Source organism: Paenibacillus spongiae (assembly GCF_024734895.1).
Taxonomy (GTDB): domain Bacteria; phylum Bacillota; class Bacilli; order Paenibacillales; family Paenibacillaceae; genus Paenibacillus_Z; species Paenibacillus_Z spongiae.
Genome location: NZ_CP091430.1, coordinates 6356322 through 6375934, shown reverse-complemented (window position 1 = coordinate 6375934; position 19613 = coordinate 6356322). Strand labels below are relative to the sequence as shown.

Here is a 19613-nt window from a genome sequence, read left to right as displayed (position 1 = left end):
ATAAGACCATCAATTCGAATGCTAACCAAAGAGAAAAGTGAAGAGGATATCCCGATCGGAGCATCGAAGCTTGGAGGAAGACCAGATTTACCAAAAGGGATGCCGTGGCCATACTTAAATACGCCCTATTCTTTCATAGGGCAAGTAAATTTGGCTGATATTGAAGAGGCCGAGAGGTACTTGCTCCCCAAATCAGGGATGTTATATTTCTTTTTAGCAGCTCATAATTTGTTCGGTAGGATAGGCGACTATTACAACGAACAAAACGCAAGAGTTTTTTATGTTAATGATGGTATTGCTTTGGAGCGAACTGATTTCCCGCATGACCTAAATCCCAATTGGATTTATAGAGCTTGTGAAATCAAGTATTCCTGCGAACCCAATGTGCCACCTGTTGAATCGTCTGCTGCAAAAAGCTTTGGAATAAGTTTGGAAGATAAATATTTTATTGATAAATATTGGAGATTCCATAAAGCGTTTGTAGAAAGACACTGCAATGCTGATCAATTTATAACTAAACTTATGGGCTATCCGGATCAATATCAAGCCGACTTACAGTACCAGTGTGATCATGAGTCTCCTCTCGACTGGATATTGCTTTTCCAGGCAGATTCAGACTATTTCAAAACGAATATGATGTGGGGCGATTATGGGAGGCTGTACTTCTTGATTAGACAACAGGATTTAATTGAAGGGCTCTTTGATAACAGTTATGTAATTTACCAATGTTAGTTCTAGCTAAGCGGGGGCGAGTTTTCGTTGGGAATTCATTGATAACCGGACAAGTTCGACAAAAATACCTTTACTCCGGCGTGAATGTCTGGTAACCTGATTCCAATATTCAAATGCGATGACGAGAAAAGTAAATAAAGAAAATTCTTTTACAGAGAGCTCCGGTTGTTGAGAGGGAGCAAAGAATTCTTTATTGAAGAAAGCCTCTGAGCAGTACATCGGAACCAAGATGGGGATGGTGTAACGGGAGCTCCTGTTATAGAGCTAGAGTATACGTATCTGCCATGCTGCAGATGCCGTACTTGAAGAGGCAAATATGGCGACATATTTGTAAATTTGGGGTGGTACCACGAGCATACTAATCTCGTCCCCGAGACTAACGTCTTGGGGGTGGGATTTTTTTTATTTGTCTATATTTCAATGAGAATGTTACTAACGGCACCATAATATAAAAGGAACGACAACAGAAGGAGTGTGTGACAATGTCTCGGTTAAGAGCGGCAATTGTTGGAGCAACAGGAATGGCCGGACAGCAATTTGTTCAGGCCTTATCCCATCATCCGAGTTTTGAAGTGGTTTTGATGGTTACATCCAGAACGGTGACGAATTACGAGGAAGCGCTGCGGGAATCGAACGGATCGTCGCGCTGGACGCAGAATACGCCGGTTCCCGGCGACATGCTGGGCGTTCCGGTCGTTTCCTCCAAGGAGTTCCGTCCGGAGTCGGTCGATGTGATCTTCACGGCGATTGAATCCGACCTGGCCCAGGAGCTGGAGCCTTGGTTCGCGCAGACGACCCCGACCTTCTCAACGGCATCCGCATTCCGTTATTTCGACGATACGCCGCTGCTCATTACCGGCGTCAACGACGATCATGCGGCGTTGATCCGCAGGCAGCAGCAGGAACGCGGCTGGAAGGGCTTCGTCCTGCCCGTGCCGAATTGTACGGTCACCGGTTTGGCCGTAACGTTAAAGCCGCTGCATGAGCATTTCGGCATTAATAATGTGCTTATGGTCTCCATGCAATCGGTCAGCGGCGCGGGAAGAAGCCCGGGGGTCCGTACGCTGGATATTCTGGACAATATCATCCCTTACATCCCGAACGAAGAGGGCAAGGTTCGCAAAGAACTGCTGAAGATCCTCGGCCAATATTCGGATGAAGGGATCGTTCCGGCGGAGATTAATATCAATTGTATCTGCACGAGAGCGAACGTCCTGGACGGACATACCGAATCCGTATTCGTCGGATTAAATCGACAGGCGGATCTCGACGAGATTAAAGAAGCGATCCGCCGCTATAATCCTTTCCAAGGCAAGGGCCTGCACTCGGCCCCCGAGGAAATGATTCATGTCTTCGACGATCCTTACCGTCCCCAGCCCCGCTTGGACCGCGAGCTCGGAGGCGGAATGACGACGAGCATGGGAAGACTGGAAACCGAGCCGGTACTCGGCGGCGTAAAATATGTGCTGGTGTCGCACAATACGAAGATGGGTGCCGGAAAAGGTGCCGTTCTGCTCGCCGAATCGATGCTGGAGCAGGGATTGCTGAGCAAAGGAACAAACTAGGATAGCGAATGGAGGAGCAGACCATGGGTCAGCTCCTCTTTATATAGATAAAGGTCGATATAAGCGGGAATAAAAGGAACATCCAGCGCGTTTAAACCGTCTGTTGATTGAGGTGAGGTAGGATGAGGTACACCAGGAGGACGGAACCTCCAGATCGTAAGCGAACCAGCGGCAGCAGGCTCGCTTACATAGGGTCCCTACCAAACCCAACAGGGTTAATGTAACCCAATATGGGCTGGAGTCCTGTTCTTGGCTGAATTGGTGCAAACCAGCCGAACTTGACCGTTCCCCCCGTACTCCTTCAATCGATTGCGTCTCCACTTACTTGCCGTGCTGCTCCCGGAATTGGGCCGGCGAGAAGCCGTAGGTTTTCTTGAACAGCGTAAAGAAGTAGGTGGTGTTCAGAATGCCGACCTTCTCGCTGATGGCCGCTACCGGCTCTCCGGTAGTCAAGAGCAGCTTCTTGGCTTCCTCCATCCGGATATTCTTCAAATAATCGTTAAAGGACATCTGGGTATGGCTGCGGAACAGCTTGCCCAGATAGCCGGGCGACAGCTGCACGTCGACTGCAATGGTCTCGATCCCCAGATCCGGCTCCTGATAACGCTCCTGCAGATAGGCGCATATGGAATCGATCAGGCTGTCCGACTTGCTCGTCTGCTTCTTCTCGGCCAGCACGCTGATCAGCCTGCAGAAATTCCGCAGCAGCTCCTGCACTTCTTCGAGCGTCTCCTGCTTCTGGAGCGCATTCACCGTATCGAAATATTCCTTCGAGTAGTCCTGCATGATCGGCAGCGTCCCGTCAAAATCGCGGAGCAGCACATTCAACAATTGATTGGCGCTCAGAATCGCCTGATAATAGCTCATTTCACGCAGCTGCCGTGAGAACAAGCCGAGCGCCTGATCGATTTTGCCGGCATGATTCAATCGCAGCGCCTCGCTGAGCTTCTTCTCCGCCGATGCCGGATAAGCGTGGAAGGTCTGCCTTCGGAGGACAAGCTCGGCGTGTATGATCGATTTGGAGCCGAGGAAAAAACGGTCATTCGCATATTCCAGCGCCGATGCGAAGGAATGATGCACCTCGTTCCGGTCGCTCACGGTGTCCCCGATGCTGAAGGTGACGGTGAAGTGGAAGTAGCTTTGAATGACCTCCTGTATTTCTGCGAGCGTCAGCAGCAGGCCGCCGGGTTCCAGTGGAGCTTCCGGCAGCATTAAGATCGCAAGCGTCCGTTCGTCGACGACGATGGCTTCATTGCGGGCATGCTTTTGCAGGAGCTCGCTGCTAATATTGCTGACCGAGAAGCGGAACAAGCCCTGCTTCCGCTGGTCATGCTTTTGCTCGAACGCTTCATAACGGTCGATCTGCGCGAGGACGACCGTATAGAAGGGACTTGCGAAATGTCCGTCAATCGCGGAATGAATGACATTCGTGGAAGACAAATCGGCATGCGTCGCTTTCAGCAAATGCTGCAGATACGTTTTTTTGAGCACCGGCAAAGACTGCCTCTTCTCCGCTTCGACCGAGGTCGCCTGATCGATGACGTTGGAGAAGGCTTCGGACAGCAGGGAAAATTCGTTCCGCTTTTGCTTACGATCGGAGCTGTCCGTGCCGGTTGCCTCATGAACCTTGCTGATGAGCCTGCCGAGCGGGTTATACAGCTTGTTCGTCGCGAAATAGGCGGTCATGCCGCCCAGGACGATAATCGCCAGCGCAATGAGCGACGTGTAGCCCCGCAGTATGGAAATATCCGCGATCAGCGTGTGATAAGGCTTAATGCTGACGAAATACCAGCCAAGCTGGCTGGACTTCACGTAAGTGACCAGTTGATTCCGGCCGTCGATTTCGGTTTTGAAATGATCGGCCGTCTGACCCGATTCCAGAATACGCTGAATATACGGAAGCTCGCCGAAGCTCCGCTTGAACTGCCTTGAATCGGTATGGGACAGGACGAGCCCGCCGGTATCCATGACGAACACGTCGTCGCTTCCGCTTCCGATCGATTGGATCGTGCTCAAGATGTACTTCTCATCGACATGAATGACGATTGCCCCTTTATAGGCCGAGGTCAGCGCATAATCCGGACGCAGTATGAAGGTAAGCACATGCTCGGGCGGCGCCGACGGGTCTGCATAGGATGGCAGGAGATCCTGCGGGAAATAGCTCATATAGGCCATATCCGACGTATCCGCCACATGCCGCTTCTCCAGCTCGTTCAGCTTGAATGGGGTACCGGCCGTATTCAAATACCGCTTCGTATAATCGTTATAGATCCCCAAATATTTAATGAACGGATACGTCGCTTGAATGTCCATCAGAATATCCATGGCGTCGCGGTCCTGTACATAACTATGCTGTTTGTTCATCAGCGAGGTAATGACGCGGTTGTTGTTCAGCAGATGGCTGCCGATGGTCTCGATCTGCTCATGCACGATATTGGATGCGTAGCTGGTTTGCTGCAGCATGGATATCACATGATTGCCAATCGTCTGCTCCGTTCTGGACGCGAATAGAAAGTACAGCGTGCTGCTGACGGCAAGCACCGCAATCGCGACAAGCAGAACGAAATTACCCAGCATTTTACGATAAACCGAGTAATGAAAAAATGAATTCCCCTTCATCCAAGCCTGCTCCCCTTTAATCTCTCTCTCTCTTTCATGAATCCTCTCGTCTAAAAAAGATTCGTAAACATCTCTCAATGATCAAACTTTAAAATAGATGCCTGTTTATTGCAATGGCAGCCGCTTCGTTTTCGCGAAAATTATAGCTATAGCTTCGATTTAAAGTCCGAAAATGCCTTGAATTTAAACGGTTTTGAAGTATTTTGACTTTCGCGTCCCCTATCGGCGGCAGCATACTTGAAGGAGCGCAAACGATTGCGAAACGAGCATGAAAAGGGGACGATGCTATGGGCCGCGCCAAGCCTGAGCGTACTAAACGCTACACCATCTTTACCGATATCCGCAAAAATCCGGTTTCTTATTTGCTGGTGCTCCCGGCAATGCTGTACACTTTCATTTTCGGATACATGACGCTGCCCTATATGGTTATCGCGTTTCAAAGATTCAATTATGCGAAGGGAATCTTCGATAGCGAATGGGTCGGCTTCAAGAACTTTGAGTTCTTCTTTCAGTCGACGGCTGCAACGATGGTCACCTGGAATACGATCAAGCTGAATTTGCTGTCGATTGCATTCGGAACCGTCGTCGCGCTGCTGTTCGCCATTCTATTGAATGAAGTCCGCTCGCACGTCTTCAAGAGGGTATCGCAGTCGACGCTGCTGTTTCCTCACTTTCTGTCGTGGATCATCGTCAGCTATATCGTCTACAGCTTGTTTGCGACCGAGCATGGCCTCATTAATAATTTGCTGCAGACATTTGGCTTCGATCCGCATAACTGGTACTCCGACCCGAAGCCGTGGACTTGGATTCTGGTAGCCTTAAGCGTCTGGAAGGAAACGGGCATGTCGGCGGTGATTTACCTGGCGGCGATTACGGCGATCGACGACTCCTTGTATGAGGCGGCGAAGATCGATGGCGCGAGCCGCTGGCAGCAGATCAAGTCGATTACGCTTCCGATGCTGATGCCTACGGTTTCCATCCTGACGCTGCTGGCGATAGGCAAAATCTTCTACTCCGACTTCGGCATGATTTATGCGATTATCGGTGATAATGGCATGCTTTATTCGACGACGGATGTCATCGACACCTACACGTTCCGTACGCTTCGCACCTCGGGGAACCCTTCGATTGCCATGGCTATCGGGATGTATCAATCCGTCGTAGGGTTCGTGCTCGTCCTGACCGCGAACTGGGCAGTAAAGAAATTCAATCGAGACAGCGCAATTTTCTAGGAAAGGGGGAGTCCGTATGAAAAAGATCGACTGGTTCCAACTAGTCAACACGGTATTTATCTTTCTGTTTGCGCTCATGTGCACGCTGCCGATCCTGCTGGTCTTAATCGTATCCTTTTCCGATGAACAATCGATATTGCAGAACGGGTACAGCTTCTTCCCGGACCGCTTTTCCTTGGAAGCCTACCGGTCGGTATTTGCAAGCAATGAGCAATTGCTTCAAAGCTATGCGGTCTCCATCGGGGTTACCTTGATCGGAACGCTCGCTGCCGTAACCATAACGGGGATGGCGGGCTATACGCTGGCGAACCGGCAGGTGCGCTACCGCAATCCGATCGCGTTGTTTTTCTTCATTACGATGCTGTTCAACGCCGGCCTTGTGCCTTGGTATATGATGAACGACTTACTCGGCTTCAAGAACAACTTGTTGGCGCTGATCATCCCTACGCTTATTTTCAGCCCGTTCAATTTGTTCCTGGTGCGCAACTTCATGCAGGAGCTGCCGGATGCCTTGCTCGAATCGGCTCGCATGGACGGAGCCAGCGACGCGTATATCGCCTTCCGGATCGTATTTCCGCTTTCCATGCCGGTGCTGGCAACCGTAGCTCTCTTCTATGGACTCGGTTATTGGAACAACTGGTTTAATGCCATTATGCTGGTGGACAAAGAAAGCCTGTATCCGCTGCAGTATTTGTTGTACAAGATGCAATCGGAGATCAACATGATCAATCAGATGCAGGGGGTGGCGATCTCCAATACATTGGCGCCTACGGAATCGTTCAAGATGGCGGTTGCGATCATTACAATCGGTCCGATTGTGCTGCTCTATCCGTTCCTGCAGCGCTTCATTATCAAAGGGCTGGTCATCGGCGCGGTGAAAGGCTAGGTATATCGCTGAAAAGCTTTATATATGCAATAAGACAAAAGAGAGGGGAAACACGAAATGAACAAGAAACTGCGCTTTATTCCCGCAGGTCTGGTTATCGTCATGATGGCCGTTCTTATGATGGCCTGCGGCAATTCCGGCAACAAGGAATCGAACGGCAATGCGGCCGGGGGAGAGTCGAATTCGGAGGCTGTCTTGCCCGTGCGTTACGCCGTACCCGGCACGCCAAAGCCTTACATGGATGACGTCGTGAACAAGGTGAATGAGAAACTGCTGGCCGACGGGGTCAACGTTAAGCTCGAACTGAAATACATTCCTTGGGATGCCTGGGATCAGAAGACGAACCTGATGCTGAGCACGGGAGAGGAGTTCGAGATGCTTCACGTCATGGAGAACGGTGCGGTTCCGGTCGGCTCTTATGTCGGACGCGGGGCGCTTCAGCCGCTCGATGAGCTTATCGACCAATACGGTCCGGAGCTTAAGAAGCTGATTCCCGACTATGCTTGGGAAGCGGCGAAGATCAACGGGAAAATCTATTCCGTACCGGCGATATGGCGTTACGAAACGTCCAGCAGCGGCGAGATGGGGACGCTTGGCTACCGGAAGGACTTGCTGGACAAAGCGGGTGCAGCGTTCCCGACGACGCCGGAAGAGTTCATTGCCGCGGCCGAGAAGATGCAGAAGGCAGCGGGCAAGAAGCTCTACGTTCAAACGGAGACGGATGGCTCGCCGGTGTTCCTGCACCGCGCATACGACTCTTGGCCGTTCTATGTCGACTATCGGGAGCAGATCATTAAAGTGGATCAGCAGGGCAATGTAAGCTCGTGGCTGGAAAGCGAAGAATTCAAGAAGGATGCCGATTTCTTCCGTCAATTGTATGAGAAGAAGCTGATCAACCCGGACATTCTGACGTACAAAAAAGAAGAGCGCGACAAGGCGATGACGCTGGGCGACTTCCTGTTCAGCACCAACGGCGCGCTATATTCCTCGATTGCCGTGGCGAAAAACAACCCAGAGGCCAAAATAGCCGAGGGCTACCTGGCTGCCGACAAGCCGATGCTGCAGTATCTGGCGTTCGGCAACACGAATGCGGTGCCGGTAACGGCCAAGAATCCGGAAGCGGCCATCAAGTTTTTGAACTGGCTGTACAGCAGCAAGGAAAATCATAACCTGTTCCTGTACGGGGAAGAAGGCAAGCACTATAAGACGGCTGGAGAGCGCACAATCGAGATTATCCGCGATGCCAATGACCAGAACTATTTCTTCGATTCCTGGATGATCGGCAACATCAACTATACGATGTTCGATGCTATGACGCCGGAGGACTACTTGAAAGTGCAGACGACGGAGCCGACCAATCCGGTCGAATTCTCGCCGGTGCTTGGCTTCCGCCTGAATACCGAGCCGATTGCGGTCGAATATGCGAACGTACAGTCGGTCGTGAAGTCCAGCATCATTCCGATCAAGATGGGCGTCGTGCCGTACGAGGGCAATTTCCCGGCTGCGCTGGAAAGCCTAAAAGCGGCGGGACTGGATAAAGTCGTGGCCGAATATCAGAAGCAATTCAAAGAATGGCAGTCTACCCAAAAATAATACCGTCGATCGAATGAGCGGCAGGAGAGGTGTATGGCGATGAAATTCGTATTAATCGGCGGCGGAAGCTTTGTATTCGCGCCGACGGTATTGGAAGATATTATCGTGAAGCACCGGTTGATGGACGATGAGCTGGTGCTTGTCGATCCGAACGCCGAGGCTGTGGAAGCGATGGCGGGAGCGGGCAGGCGGATTGCGAAGGAATTGGGCGTGACCGTCCGTATTTCCACGGCCGCCGACCGCAGGGACGCCCTGCCCGGAGCGGATTATGTGATCGTATCGGCCTCGCCGCAGGGAGCTCGCCGCTGGAAGATGGATTACGATATTCTGAGCGAGCTTGGGATGGCCGATCAAGCCAGGGAATGCGGCGGTGCCGGCGGCCTGATGAACGGGCTGCGGTCAATTACGCTGCTGCTGGACGTTTGCCGCGATATGGAGGAGCTCTGCCCGCAGGCCCGGGTGCTGGACGTTACGAATCCGATGCCGCGCGTCGTGACCGCGATGGACCGCTTCACTTCCATTCGTTCCGCCGGCTTCTGCAACATCGCCTATCTGGGTGCGGACGGCTATGCCTTTCTGCCGGAACTAGTAGGCAAGCGCCCGGAAGAGGTGGAGATCGTAACGGCCGGGCTGAACCACTTCGCCTGGGTCATGTCCATCACGGACAGGAAGACCGGCGAAGATTTGCTGCCCGCGCTGAAAGCGTACGTCCGGGAGGGCGATTGGTCCGCCCAGAGCGAGCATAAGCGCAGGGAGCTGTCCGTCATGCGGCGCTGGCTGGAGCAATACGGCGCGGTTGCGGCCGGAGCCGTCGATCATCACGCCGAATATTTGCCCGCACAGCCGGATATTCATTATGCAACAACGCCTCCTTACCACGGCACGGAGGAAGAGCGGAAGCAGCGGCTTCGCGAGCTGCAGGCCATCGCTGCGGGCGAACGCCCGTGGGACGATCTGTTCCACCATGGCAGCTGGGAGCATCCCGTTGATGTGGCGATCGCGCTCGACAGGAGGGAGGAGGCCTGGTTCGACATTCTGAACGTCCGCAATAACGGGGCTATTCCGCAGCTTCCGGATGAGCGCATCGTCGAGGTGCCGGTCGCGATAGCAAGCGGGGAATGGAAGCCGGTTTCCGTCCCGGCGCTGCCGGAGGCGCTGGCTGCAGTCATTCGCGAAATCTCCGACGTGCATGAGCTGATCGCGGAGGCGGCGTTCAAGGGCGACGCGGCGCTGGTGCACCGGGCGGTCGACCGGGATCCTGCCATAACGGACAAGCAGGCCACACATCTCGCAGTGGACCGCATGCTGGCCGTCCACGCCGATTTGCTGCCTCAATTTCAATAGCATGGAAGTCACGAAGGATCCGCCGAGGCGGATCCTTCGTGTTGAGAAAGCCTATGTTCGAGGGCTTTCTTTTTTTTGTAAATATAGAAGTTGAACGAATGAGAGTTAACGCGGGCAGCGCTGGTAGAATCGTTCTGGAGAAGTACGAGCAGGCCCACCCCTGATTGGGTATAGCTATGGAGATGGCTATGGCTGTTGCTTCGGCTTCGGTTTCGGCTTTGGCTTTGGCTTTTGCTTCGGTTTCGGCTATGGCTATGGCTATGGCTGTTGCTTCGGCTTCGGCTTCGGCTTTGGCTTTGGGCGTGGTATAGCTTTATAATCTTGTATTTTATACAACATTAGACGGGGAAAACCCTGATGATACGTTTATTGTTGCACTTTCTACAACAATTTCCTCACAAAAGCGGCTAATCCGTGATTTAATAACCACATTGTTGTATTAAATACAACAATTCGACCAATGGGGGTTATATGATGAAGCCGTGTTGTACATTATACAACATCAACTCCATACATCTGCTGCATGGTCGCACGATGGATCACCTCACGTAGCTCCCAGTGTGCAGTGTTCCGTTGCATGACGGCGGTCGGTCGACCACATAAATGTCATGCCAGGTAATCCGGCAACAGCAGCTGGTCGGAGAAATAAGCAAGCTCCTCCGCTCTAAGCTTCATCCAATGGCTATGATCATATGGACATGGACATCTGCCTGTGCAGCATGCTGTGTTCGGTTCAGTTTATATAGTTGCAGGGGATATCCGCCTCAAATATAAGTAAGATCCCGCGGGCAGACGAGGGTAATAACAGCAACGATTTTTATCTCTTTCCGTTGGTTTAATACCACGACCCGACGGCGTCTGCTTTATACTCGAATCGGCCGTAGCTGGGTAGAGCTCGGCAAGGACAGTCGTTTTTAGAATAATTTATTTTTGATAACGAAAAAGGAAATTACCTGTCGTTCTGGAAATATAGGAGTGTTTCAGTCGAAAATTCGGAGGTGGAGTCGTCTATGAATCAACATCGCTTGCAAGTGGACATTAAGCCGGCGGAAGAGTCTCAATTGGATTTACTTGAAGAAGTATTTTCTCCCGATAACCGGTCAAATCCCCAGTATAGAAGATTCGAAGTGCAGAAGAAGGGCGAAGGCGTCTATCTGATCGCTTGGCTTCAGGATGCGCCGATCGGACATTTCTTATTGCGCTGGAGCGGTCCGCAGGATGAGCCCGTGAAACAGCGCATCGATGTGACCCGCAGTGCCTACTTGGAAGCGGGACTGACCGTGGACCATCATCGGAGAAAAGGGACGGCGACAGCCATCATTCGCGAAGCCGAGCGATTGGCGAAAGAAAGAGGATGCACGCATATTGGATTGGCAGTAGGCAGTACCGATAATCCGAATGCAAAACGGCTCTATGAAAAGTTGGGTTACATCGATTGGGGCTATGGCGATTTTAAAATTAGTTGGGAGACTAGTGATCGGAATGGAATTAGAAGAATGGATTCCGAAATTGTCATTTATATGCAGAAGAGCATTTAGGACTGAAAAGGGGGTATTTCCATGCTTCGCAAATCAAGGCTATTTTCTCTCGTCTCCACCGCTGCTCTTGCCGCAGCCATTGCTCTATCCGTTCCGGTCTCCGCATCGGCGGCCGTAGCTTCTTCCGTCAAGGCACCCGCCTCGGATGGCATCAAGGTTACGATAAACGGAAGCGAATATAAGCCGAAGCTCGCTCCCTTTATCGACAACGGTACGGTGTATTTGCCCGTACGGGATACCGGGGAACTGCTGGGAACCATCGTAACTTGGAACGCGTCTGTCAAAGCCGCGGTCATGACCTATCCGGAGCTTACTGTCAGACTGAATTATGGTTCGACGGTCGCAACGGTTAATGGGAAGGCCAAAGAATTATCGGCGCCTCTGAAGAGCGTGAAAGATCGAATTTATATACCTTTGCGTTTTTTCTCGGAGGCGATCGGAGCCGATGTGAGATGGAATCCTTCAACAAAAACGGTGGGCATTACTAAACCGGACGATTATATTTCCGGAGGCCATATCTGGTTGAACCGAAAGACGGGAGACTTATATATCGCCAGGCCGCATGGACAATCCGTGGTTAACGTTGGCAAGCTCGAATCCGATATTAAGGGTCATGTATCGTTTGGCGGGCAAGGGATAGATTCTCATAACCGGGTCGTCACTGTCTTGGACAACTATGGGGAACCTCGTATTCATTATGATGCATATAGCGTGTTCATTCATGACTATAAGATCGTAAGCCAGAAGAAAGCCAGCTACTTTCAACGCTACGAGCAGAACTTGAGTTACTATCAGTACTATGATCCAAACGGGTGGATCCAGAATTTGGTGCTGACGGACGGCAGAATGATGACCGTATTCAATGAAGAGGGCCAAGCGGTGAAGGAATATGATCTGCCGGCTTTGGCCGGCAAGGATGAGAATTACTCGGTTCTGGGGGCGGGCGAGAAGTTTCTGGTTGTTCGGCCGAATCGAACAGGGTTCCTGACGCTCATTAATTTGGAGGACAATTCCACCGTAGAGCTGTATGAGGAGCTGCTGTCCGGCAAAGACCTGGAATATGCCCGCAACAACGATGTCCCTTATCAAGGTGACGAGTTAAAATTCATCGGTGCGGAATGGACCGAGGACGAGTTATATTTCATGTACAACAGTCCACTCGATAGCAAAGATCAATATATTCGAATCATGTATAATCGGAATACCGGGCAAGTAACAGAGAGTTCGATGAACTAGAATACCGACGTGGAACAGAAGAAGGATCCGCCGCAGCGGATCCTTCTTCTGTAGGGAGAAACTAGCGTCGCCATTAATGATGGCGCGAGCCGGTTCTTCTTGATGCGATTAGTATAACCGCTTGGCCGTGACAAAACGCTTCTTCCAATTGTCGTTGAAATCGCCGATGTGAACGCCGCGCTCTTTGGAGAACGTATGCAGAATCTTGCCGTCCCCCGCGTAGATGCCCACATGCCCGATCTCAAGCCCGCGGGCGCCGAAGAACAGCAGATCGCCCTTGCGTATTTCGCCGATTCCGACTTCCTTCCCTTCGAGGGCCTGGTCGTAAGAGACGCGCGGCAGATCGATGGACAGCACTTCCTTAAACACATGCTCGACGAAAGAAGAGCAATCGAACGTGTTGGTTTGGCCGGACTTGGCCCCGAACTCGTAAGGCGTCCCCAGGTATTGCGATCCGAATGCGATCAGCGCATCCGCTTGCTTCTCCGCCAGCTCAAGGCTGGTATAATCGGAATAAATCGGCTTAGCCGAGATGAAACCGATGGTTCCGTCCTGGGCCTGCACCTCCAGCCAATTCACATCCATTTCCCGGATGACGTGGATTCGCTCATTCTTCGGCAGCATCCGGAGGATGCGGGAATTGGCATCGTCTTTAGGCGAATTGCGCAGGTTGACTCCATATTCAATGGTCGTCTCGTAATTCTGAACGGATGATATCGTAATCGAATTGGAATGTTCATGCCATTGCACGAGACTGCCCAGCGTTTCGCTAATAAATCGCAGCGGAACCATGGTCGATCCGTCGATAATTTTGCCGGATACGGGCATGTCCAGCTTTTCTTTGTTTTTGTAAGCGGCGGTTTCACCGATACGGTATGTAAGCGTGACGCCTTCTTTGACAGCCTTCACGGTCTGCGTGCGATTGTCCCAGGACACTTTGGCTCCTTCGGCCTCAAAAATGGGACGCATCGGAACGAAGCTATAGCCGTTCTCAACAACGGGAGGCGTCTTAAAGGATAATGGCTGCCCGTCCAGAAAAATGGATGGTGACGGGTTCGCTTCGGCCTTTGCAGGCGCGGTGTGAATAAGCATCGTAGTCAGCATCGTAAACGCGGCCCCCGCAAGGAAGCCGGTTCTCATCTTCATGTCTAAACACTCCTTACTAGGTTTTCTTTACCATTATATAGACGCGCTTAAGATGTGTTTGTTACTTTCCAATTTGTGGGTGGAGATGGGACGGGTGAAAAGAAAGCGTAAAATCCAAGGGAAGATCGAATTACTACTTTGAGGGTTTCATGGTAAGGTACAATAACAATCCAATACAGTTGTACCCGTGCAAACAATGAAAGGAGTCCGAACGATGCTTTACATAAAAGCAACCAAAGATACATTGAAGGACCTGAATGCAAAACCGCATACGGTTGAATCAACCGACCCGTTCTTCAGCTGGCACGTTAATTTCTTCACCCTATACGGGAAGAAACACTATGTATTCATAAATGACTTGTCGCGGATGTCTTTGTCCGTGACGGGGATCAGAAGCAATTCGACTAAAGTGCAGGAAATCTTCCTCACCCATTTATGCCATTACTTTGCACTGGAACACATTCCGGAGGCGCTCATGAATGCTTACCTGGATAACTGCAAGGAATATGTCTTGACTAAGACAGATAGCAGAAGTGTGTTAGGTACGCTAAATGAAGTCATGCTTACAATGAAAACACTTGAAAGCGGTAATGAGGAGCTTAAAGATCAGGATACCCGGCATAAGTGGAACAATAGATTAATCTATAAGCCCATTGACTACGAGAGGCCGATTGATGTCTTTAAGAAGGAGCTCAAAGAGAGATTCGGAAAGGCACGGCAAACGAATTCATAAACAAAATCGGTTTCTATGGCAATCTGACTTTCTATTCTGTATTTCCCGCCTATTTATTTCTTTTGGGGAACATTGCTTTTCGATCCATAGTTACTTGACTGATAAAATGAAGACATGCTAACACCGCGAGCAGTTCTTCGCTTTCTCCTATATGGTAAGCAGATTAATCCCGTAATGAGTGTGTGCGCTGAAATGCCTCGACATCCTGCAGCGATGATACCCGCCCCACTCCGCCAATAGCCTGGGTCGCAAGCGCCCCGCATGCACTCGAAATTAGAAAGGGGTTGTTTCTTTCTAGGTGCTTCGTTCATGGCCAGAGAAATGGCCATCAGCCTGGGGCGGATAGGGAGTATAGCCGCTTCTCGTCTACATTTTGAATGCATATCCTTCCTCAATTTCGTGGTTGCTGAATGTCTATCTCATTCTGCTCGTAGTCGTTGATTTGCTGCCAGTTATAAACACGAAAAAGTTAACGATATGAATGAAACGTTGAAGGCGAAATCCCCTAAGGAAGGGATCTCGCCTTTTTTGCATATTGATCTAGACATATTTTAATAAGTTTCCTAGACAATTTGGTTTCCTCTTCAAGAAAATAAGTGGGCGCCTATGGGAAAAAGGTCAATTCAGGACTGTTCCTCAACTTGCTTACCGGAATGTTGATCTAGACAAATTTACAGAATGTCCACACCGGATTGATAGTGTTTAACATTCGACTAATTTGGTAATGACATATCCGATTTATTATGGAATCAAGATGATCTTGTAAGGCGTCTGCTGCAAAGGAGTGATTTGATCGTTAAATGTTGAACCGATATACGGCAATCAGCGAAGCGCTCGCCAAAGAAATCGAGCAAATGTCGTTCTCCAAAGGGGAACAGCTTCCGACCGAGTCGGAGCTTTCCCGGCGTTTTCAAGCGAGCCGGGAAACTATACGCAAAGCGCTCAAGTGTCTTATAGAATCCGGGCACATTTACAGCATCCAAGGATCCGGTTATTTCATCAGAAGTAAAGGGATTCATATGGAAAGCACGATCAATCGATTCACAAGTATTACGGAACTGATCCGCAACGCCAATCTGGTCGAAAGTGATTTGGAAGTACAAATCTTTAAAAGAAAGCCAAACGAGAATGAGCTTCAATTGCTTGATTTGGACAAGCATGACAGTGTGTTTGTCGTCGATCGGATCCGTGCTGCCAGCGGAGAACCGGTCGTTTATTCCCAAAACATTATGTCCGAAAGCGTAGTGGGACCGGATTTCCCAGAAAAATTCAATCCCGGTTCGTTGACGGATTGCTTGAAGCACAAATACGGGATCGTAGTCGCCGAAGCGTTAATGGAGATTCGCGCCGTTACCGATGAAGATATGCTGCCTTATCGGCTCAAGCAAAGCAACGCTCCGCTGCTGAAATTCATTCAAGTCCATTATGATCCCAAAACGGTTCCGATTTTTCTCTCTTATGATTACATGCGCAACGATATGATCCGGTTCTTTGTAAGGAGAACGTAAGGAACGCGATAACCCAGGGCTGAAGCGGGGAAAAGTCGAATCAGCGCGTTAAGGACAATGCCGTAGTGAAAACGATGAATGAGGTGATCGATTCCCATGAAAAAACAAACAATGTTGATGGTTATGATGGCATTGACGATAGTGCTGTCAGGCTGTGCAAAAACTGAAAGTACGAATACGCCGGCTTCGCAAGTCAGCAAGACGGAAAACCCGAACTCGGCGGCTGACATGGATAAGGGCGGAGTCAAGAAAAATGTCGTAGATACTTCGGGAAATGGCAATATCGAAACGATTAACATTAAAGTGATGACACCCGATGTATCGGCTCCTGCAAGAGCCAATAACTTTATTGAAGCGGCGAATAGTCTGAATGAGAAACTGGAGAAAGAAAATTCCAAGCAGCGCGTGCAGGTTGAAGCGATTGTCAAATCGGTGAAAGATGACGAATTCAAACAGCAGTTTATCTTTGCATCCAAATCCGACAATGCCAACGATATTTACGCAACGGGATATTCCAATATCGGCTGGATGGCCAATGGCGATTATTTGTTGCCGCTGACCGGAATCGAGAAAGAACCGGTATTCCAGAACCAGATGCCTGGCTATTGGGACGCCGTTTCTTGGAATAAGCAAGTTTGGGGCGTCATTCAGGACACCGAAGCTCGTCCGATCTTTTTTAACAAAAATGTACTGAAGAAATTAGGCTGGACGGATCAACAAATTGCAGACCTACCGAAGAAATCGGAAAACGGAGAATTTACATTGGCGGATATGACAGATCTGGCCAAAAAAGCGGTGGACAGCAAGGTCGTGAATTCCGGATTGATGCTGACTGCTGGCGGCAAAGATTTGCCGGTTATCTTTTTTAACCACGGTACTGAGGTATATGACGCAAGTCAAGGCAAATATGTGCTGGATAAATCACACTTGAAGACAACGTTCGAGTATCTGAATAATGCCGTTTCGCAAGGCATGCTTTCCAAAGGATTTGTTTCGGAAAGCAAAGATGACATGCTCAAAACCTTAATCAATGATGAGGGATTGTTCCTGCAAGCAGGCGTATGGGATGAGGCAAAATGGCGGACACGCGGCATGCACAAAGTCACAGGAAACGTTACTTCCGAGTATGTGATGAATAATATCGGGGCGATGGTGATGCCTGTCGCTAACAAAGACCAGAAGCCGGTAACGGTATCCAATCCGTGGGTTTATGTCGTGTCTAAGGATACGAAATATCCCGATCTGGTGAAGCGACTGTTGGTTGAAGTCAGCGCGCCCAAGCTGCAAGCTGAACATGGGCTGCAGAGCTCCCATATTCCGTTTACGAAGGAAGGCCAACAGTACGAAACGGTCAAAAAGGACCCATGGCTGAACTATGTGAGCTACTTGACCCAATATTCGAAATTTATGCCGAATGATCCGAATGAGCCGAAGTTCGAGAAAATAATGAAAGATGCTACACAGAACGTTGTCAGCGGCAGTATGACAACCGATGAGGCCGTGGATTGGATGGGCAAACAGATGAAGATCGATTTAGGCGAAGTAATTGAGAAATAATGCGAGAATGTTGTGAATGGAGGTGTCTGTCCCAATGATGAATGATGAACTTCAGGAAGGCTCAGCAGCACTGAAACGTCCATTATGGAGCAAAATTCGAGAACAATTGGCACCCGGCATCATGCTGCTGCCATTTATGCTGAATCAATATGTCCTGTTCGTCATCACAGCTGTCATCGTCATCCTGATCTCATTCACGTCGATGGACTCCGCGCTACAATGGAATTTCAACGGACTGGATAATTTTAAAAGAGCTTTGATTGACCCGGCGATTGGCCTAATTATATGGAACACAGTGCTGTTCGTTTGTGTGACGATGTTTATCAAGGTGGTGTGGGGGCTGACCATAGCCCTCTCCACAACTTACTATATCCGCTCGCAGCGCGTAGGCAGATTGTTCCGAATGATCTGGCTGCTGCCGCGCGTTTCTCCTGGCGTCGTCGAGGCGCTCTTGTGGATATGGATTTTCAGTTCGGGTTCTAACGGAATCCTTAATCTGATCATGCATGCATTGTATGGCTGGGAGCCTGTCAACTGGCTGGATCGCTATCCGCTGATGATCAACATTGCGTTATCCGGCATTATGGGTTCTTCAATGTCGATGATCATATTTTCTTCCGCCATACAGTCTATCGAGAAGTCGTATTTTTATGTGGCCAAAGTGGATGGCGCATCGGAATGGGTCATCCTGCGCAAGCTGATGCTCCCGTTTCTGAAATGGCCATTGACGTTTCTTCTTGTTTGGCAGGGCCTTTCCATGTTTACCAGCTATGAATCCATTCTTCTTTTGACCGATGGCGGTCCGATGAACCGTTCGGAAACCTGGGCTCTGTATGCTTTTCATACGGCATTCAGCACACTCAATTTTGGATACGGATCGGCTATATCGCTGTTCATTCTACCGGTTGTTGTGTTAGCCATGTTCATTTCATACCGGGTATTTGGTTTCAAGAAAATGATGAAATCGGCCCAGTCATCACCCCAGGATACAGAAAGGAAGGGATAATTTGGAAAATCCTATTCCCTTGCAAGGCACAGGCACTGTTGGTGGCGATCTGAAGAATCAGCATGACAATTTGCTCAACCGTCGGCGCAGATGGCTTCAGGCACTTCCGAACGGAGTGGCGATTGCCGTCATGACGGCCGGATCGCTGCCGCTGCTTGCGATATATGTCTGGATGGTGCTGGTGTCGTTCAGCGATTCGGGTCTGATACCAACCAAATTTACACTGGATCATTGGAGTTTTCTGTGGTCCGAGTTGAATATTGACGGGTATGTGTATCCAAGTGTTTGGATCGTATTTCTGAATACTTTGTTTATCGCGGTCGGAACGGCTGTGTTCGAGGTCGCATTTTCACTTATGGCCGGTTATGCAATTTCACAAACCAAATTTCCAGGAAGAAACTTTTTGCTGCAATCTACGATTCTTACTCACGCTTTCCCAGCGATCACGGGGTTGATTGCAGCGTTTTATATTCTGAATACAACAGGATTGCTGAACACCTTGACGGGCATCATGGTTCTGAAAGTATTGGGCGGTATCCCGATGTCCACCTGGATCATCAAAGGTTTTTTTGACGAAGTTCCCAAGGAACTGACTTGGGCGGCACAAACGGACGGATGCGGAAAGTTCAAGATATTCTATACCGTCTTCTTGCCCAAAATTTGGCCAGGTGTGACAGCCATATCGCTGTTCGCTTTCTTGAGCGGATGGGGAGAGTATGTGATGGTATCGGTGTTTATATTTGACGACAGTATTAATACACTATCGATTATTATCAAGTCGTTATTCAATGAGACGTCTTCTGCCAGCTACGGTCTGGTAATGGCACTGGCTACGTTCTATATGCTGCCTTGCGTGATCCTTTATTTCTTCTCACAGAAAGCACTTTCCAATATGAAGATGTAGCCGGAATGCCGCGA

Annotated in this window: 15 protein-coding genes and 1 other annotated feature; of the genes, 13 read left to right on the top strand and 2 right to left on the bottom strand. The window is 49.9% G+C overall.

Features of this window, described 5'->3' with window-relative positions; all coding sequences use genetic code 11:
* Nucleotides 1-18 precede the first annotated feature (18 nt).
* Both L1F29_RS28720 and asd read left to right on the top strand, forming a co-directional pair.
* A complete protein-coding gene (locus L1F29_RS28720; protein WP_258385437.1) occupies nucleotides 19-732 on the top strand; it encodes a YwqG family protein in 714 nt (237 codons plus the stop codon).
* A gap of 109 nt (nucleotides 733-841) precedes the next feature.
* Nucleotides 842-1107 (top strand) — a binding site (T-box leader).
* Between the two features lie 107 nt (nucleotides 1108-1214).
* Nucleotides 1215-2297: an aspartate-semialdehyde dehydrogenase gene (gene asd / locus L1F29_RS28715; RefSeq protein WP_258385436.1), complete on the top strand. Its 1083-nt coding sequence runs from the start codon at nucleotides 1215-1217 to the stop codon at nucleotides 2295-2297.
* A gap of 321 nt (nucleotides 2298-2618) precedes the next feature.
* On the opposite strand, the gene L1F29_RS28710 is transcribed toward asd, so the two are convergent.
* Complete coding sequence (locus L1F29_RS28710; protein WP_258385435.1) at nucleotides 2619-4916, bottom strand: helix-turn-helix domain-containing protein; 2298 nt, start codon at nucleotides 4914-4916, stop codon at nucleotides 2619-2621.
* 287 nt (nucleotides 4917-5203) lie between these two features.
* Here L1F29_RS28710 and L1F29_RS28705 point away from each other — a divergent pair, with 287 nt between their 5' ends.
* The 6 genes from L1F29_RS28705 (at nucleotide 5204) to L1F29_RS28680 (ending at nucleotide 12745) form a co-directional block, all read left to right on the top strand.
* Nucleotides 5204-6148, top strand: a complete 945-nt coding sequence (locus L1F29_RS28705; protein ID WP_258385434.1) for an ABC transporter permease — start codon at nucleotides 5204-5206, stop codon at nucleotides 6146-6148.
* 16 nt (nucleotides 6149-6164) lie between these two features.
* Nucleotides 6165-7034 (top strand): carbohydrate ABC transporter permease, encoded by an 870-nt coding sequence (locus tag L1F29_RS28700; RefSeq protein WP_258385433.1) that lies wholly within the window; start codon nucleotides 6165-6167, stop codon nucleotides 7032-7034.
* Nucleotides 7035-7091: 57 nt separating this feature from the next.
* Nucleotides 7092-8627 carry an extracellular solute-binding protein gene (locus tag L1F29_RS28695; RefSeq protein WP_258385432.1) on the top strand — a complete coding sequence of 512 codons (1536 nt, stop codon included), beginning with the start codon at nucleotides 7092-7094 and terminating at the stop codon, nucleotides 8625-8627.
* Between the two features lie 39 nt (nucleotides 8628-8666).
* The gene (locus L1F29_RS28690) at nucleotides 8667-9971 is read left to right on the top strand and encodes a family 4 glycosyl hydrolase (protein ID WP_258385431.1); all 1305 of its coding nucleotides are present in this window, start codon (nucleotides 8667-8669) and stop codon (nucleotides 9969-9971) included.
* Between the two features lie 1010 nt (nucleotides 9972-10981).
* Nucleotides 10982-11509 (top strand): GNAT family N-acetyltransferase, encoded by a 528-nt coding sequence (locus L1F29_RS28685; RefSeq protein WP_258385430.1) that lies wholly within the window; start codon nucleotides 10982-10984, stop codon nucleotides 11507-11509.
* 21 nt (nucleotides 11510-11530) lie between these two features.
* Entirely contained in the window at nucleotides 11531-12745 is a 1215-nt protein-coding gene (locus L1F29_RS28680; protein WP_258385429.1) for a copper amine oxidase N-terminal domain-containing protein, read from the top strand.
* 108 nt (nucleotides 12746-12853) lie between these two features.
* Here L1F29_RS28680 and L1F29_RS28675 read toward each other — a convergent pair whose 3' ends face one another.
* The gene (locus L1F29_RS28675) at nucleotides 12854-13891 is read right to left on the bottom strand and encodes a stalk domain-containing protein (protein WP_258385428.1); all 1038 of its coding nucleotides are present in this window, start codon (nucleotides 13889-13891) and stop codon (nucleotides 12854-12856) included.
* Nucleotides 13892-14105: 214 nt separating this feature from the next.
* On the opposite strand from L1F29_RS28675, the gene L1F29_RS28670 reads away from it, so the two are divergent.
* The 5 genes from L1F29_RS28670 to L1F29_RS28650 all read left to right on the top strand — a co-directional run bounded on the left by L1F29_RS28670 (nucleotide 14106) and on the right by L1F29_RS28650 (nucleotide 19599).
* Nucleotides 14106-14624: a DUF6933 domain-containing protein gene (locus L1F29_RS28670; RefSeq protein ID WP_258385427.1), complete on the top strand. Its 519-nt coding sequence runs from the start codon at nucleotides 14106-14108 to the stop codon at nucleotides 14622-14624.
* Between the two features lie 800 nt (nucleotides 14625-15424).
* Complete coding sequence (locus L1F29_RS28665) at nucleotides 15425-16132, top strand: GntR family transcriptional regulator (protein WP_258385426.1); 708 nt, start codon at nucleotides 15425-15427, stop codon at nucleotides 16130-16132.
* Nucleotides 16133-16228: 96 nt separating this feature from the next.
* Nucleotides 16229-17689 (top strand): ABC transporter substrate-binding protein, encoded by a 1461-nt coding sequence (locus L1F29_RS28660; protein ID WP_258385425.1) that lies wholly within the window; start codon nucleotides 16229-16231, stop codon nucleotides 17687-17689.
* Nucleotides 17690-17723: 34 nt separating this feature from the next.
* On the top strand, nucleotides 17724-18695 hold the full coding sequence (locus L1F29_RS28655) for a carbohydrate ABC transporter permease (protein WP_258385424.1): 972 nt from the start codon (nucleotides 17724-17726) through the stop codon (nucleotides 18693-18695).
* 1 nt (nucleotide 18696) lies between these two features.
* Nucleotides 18697-19599: a carbohydrate ABC transporter permease gene (locus L1F29_RS28650; RefSeq protein ID WP_258385423.1), complete on the top strand. Its 903-nt coding sequence runs from the start codon at nucleotides 18697-18699 to the stop codon at nucleotides 19597-19599.
* The last annotated feature ends 14 nt before the right edge of the window (nucleotides 19600-19613 follow it).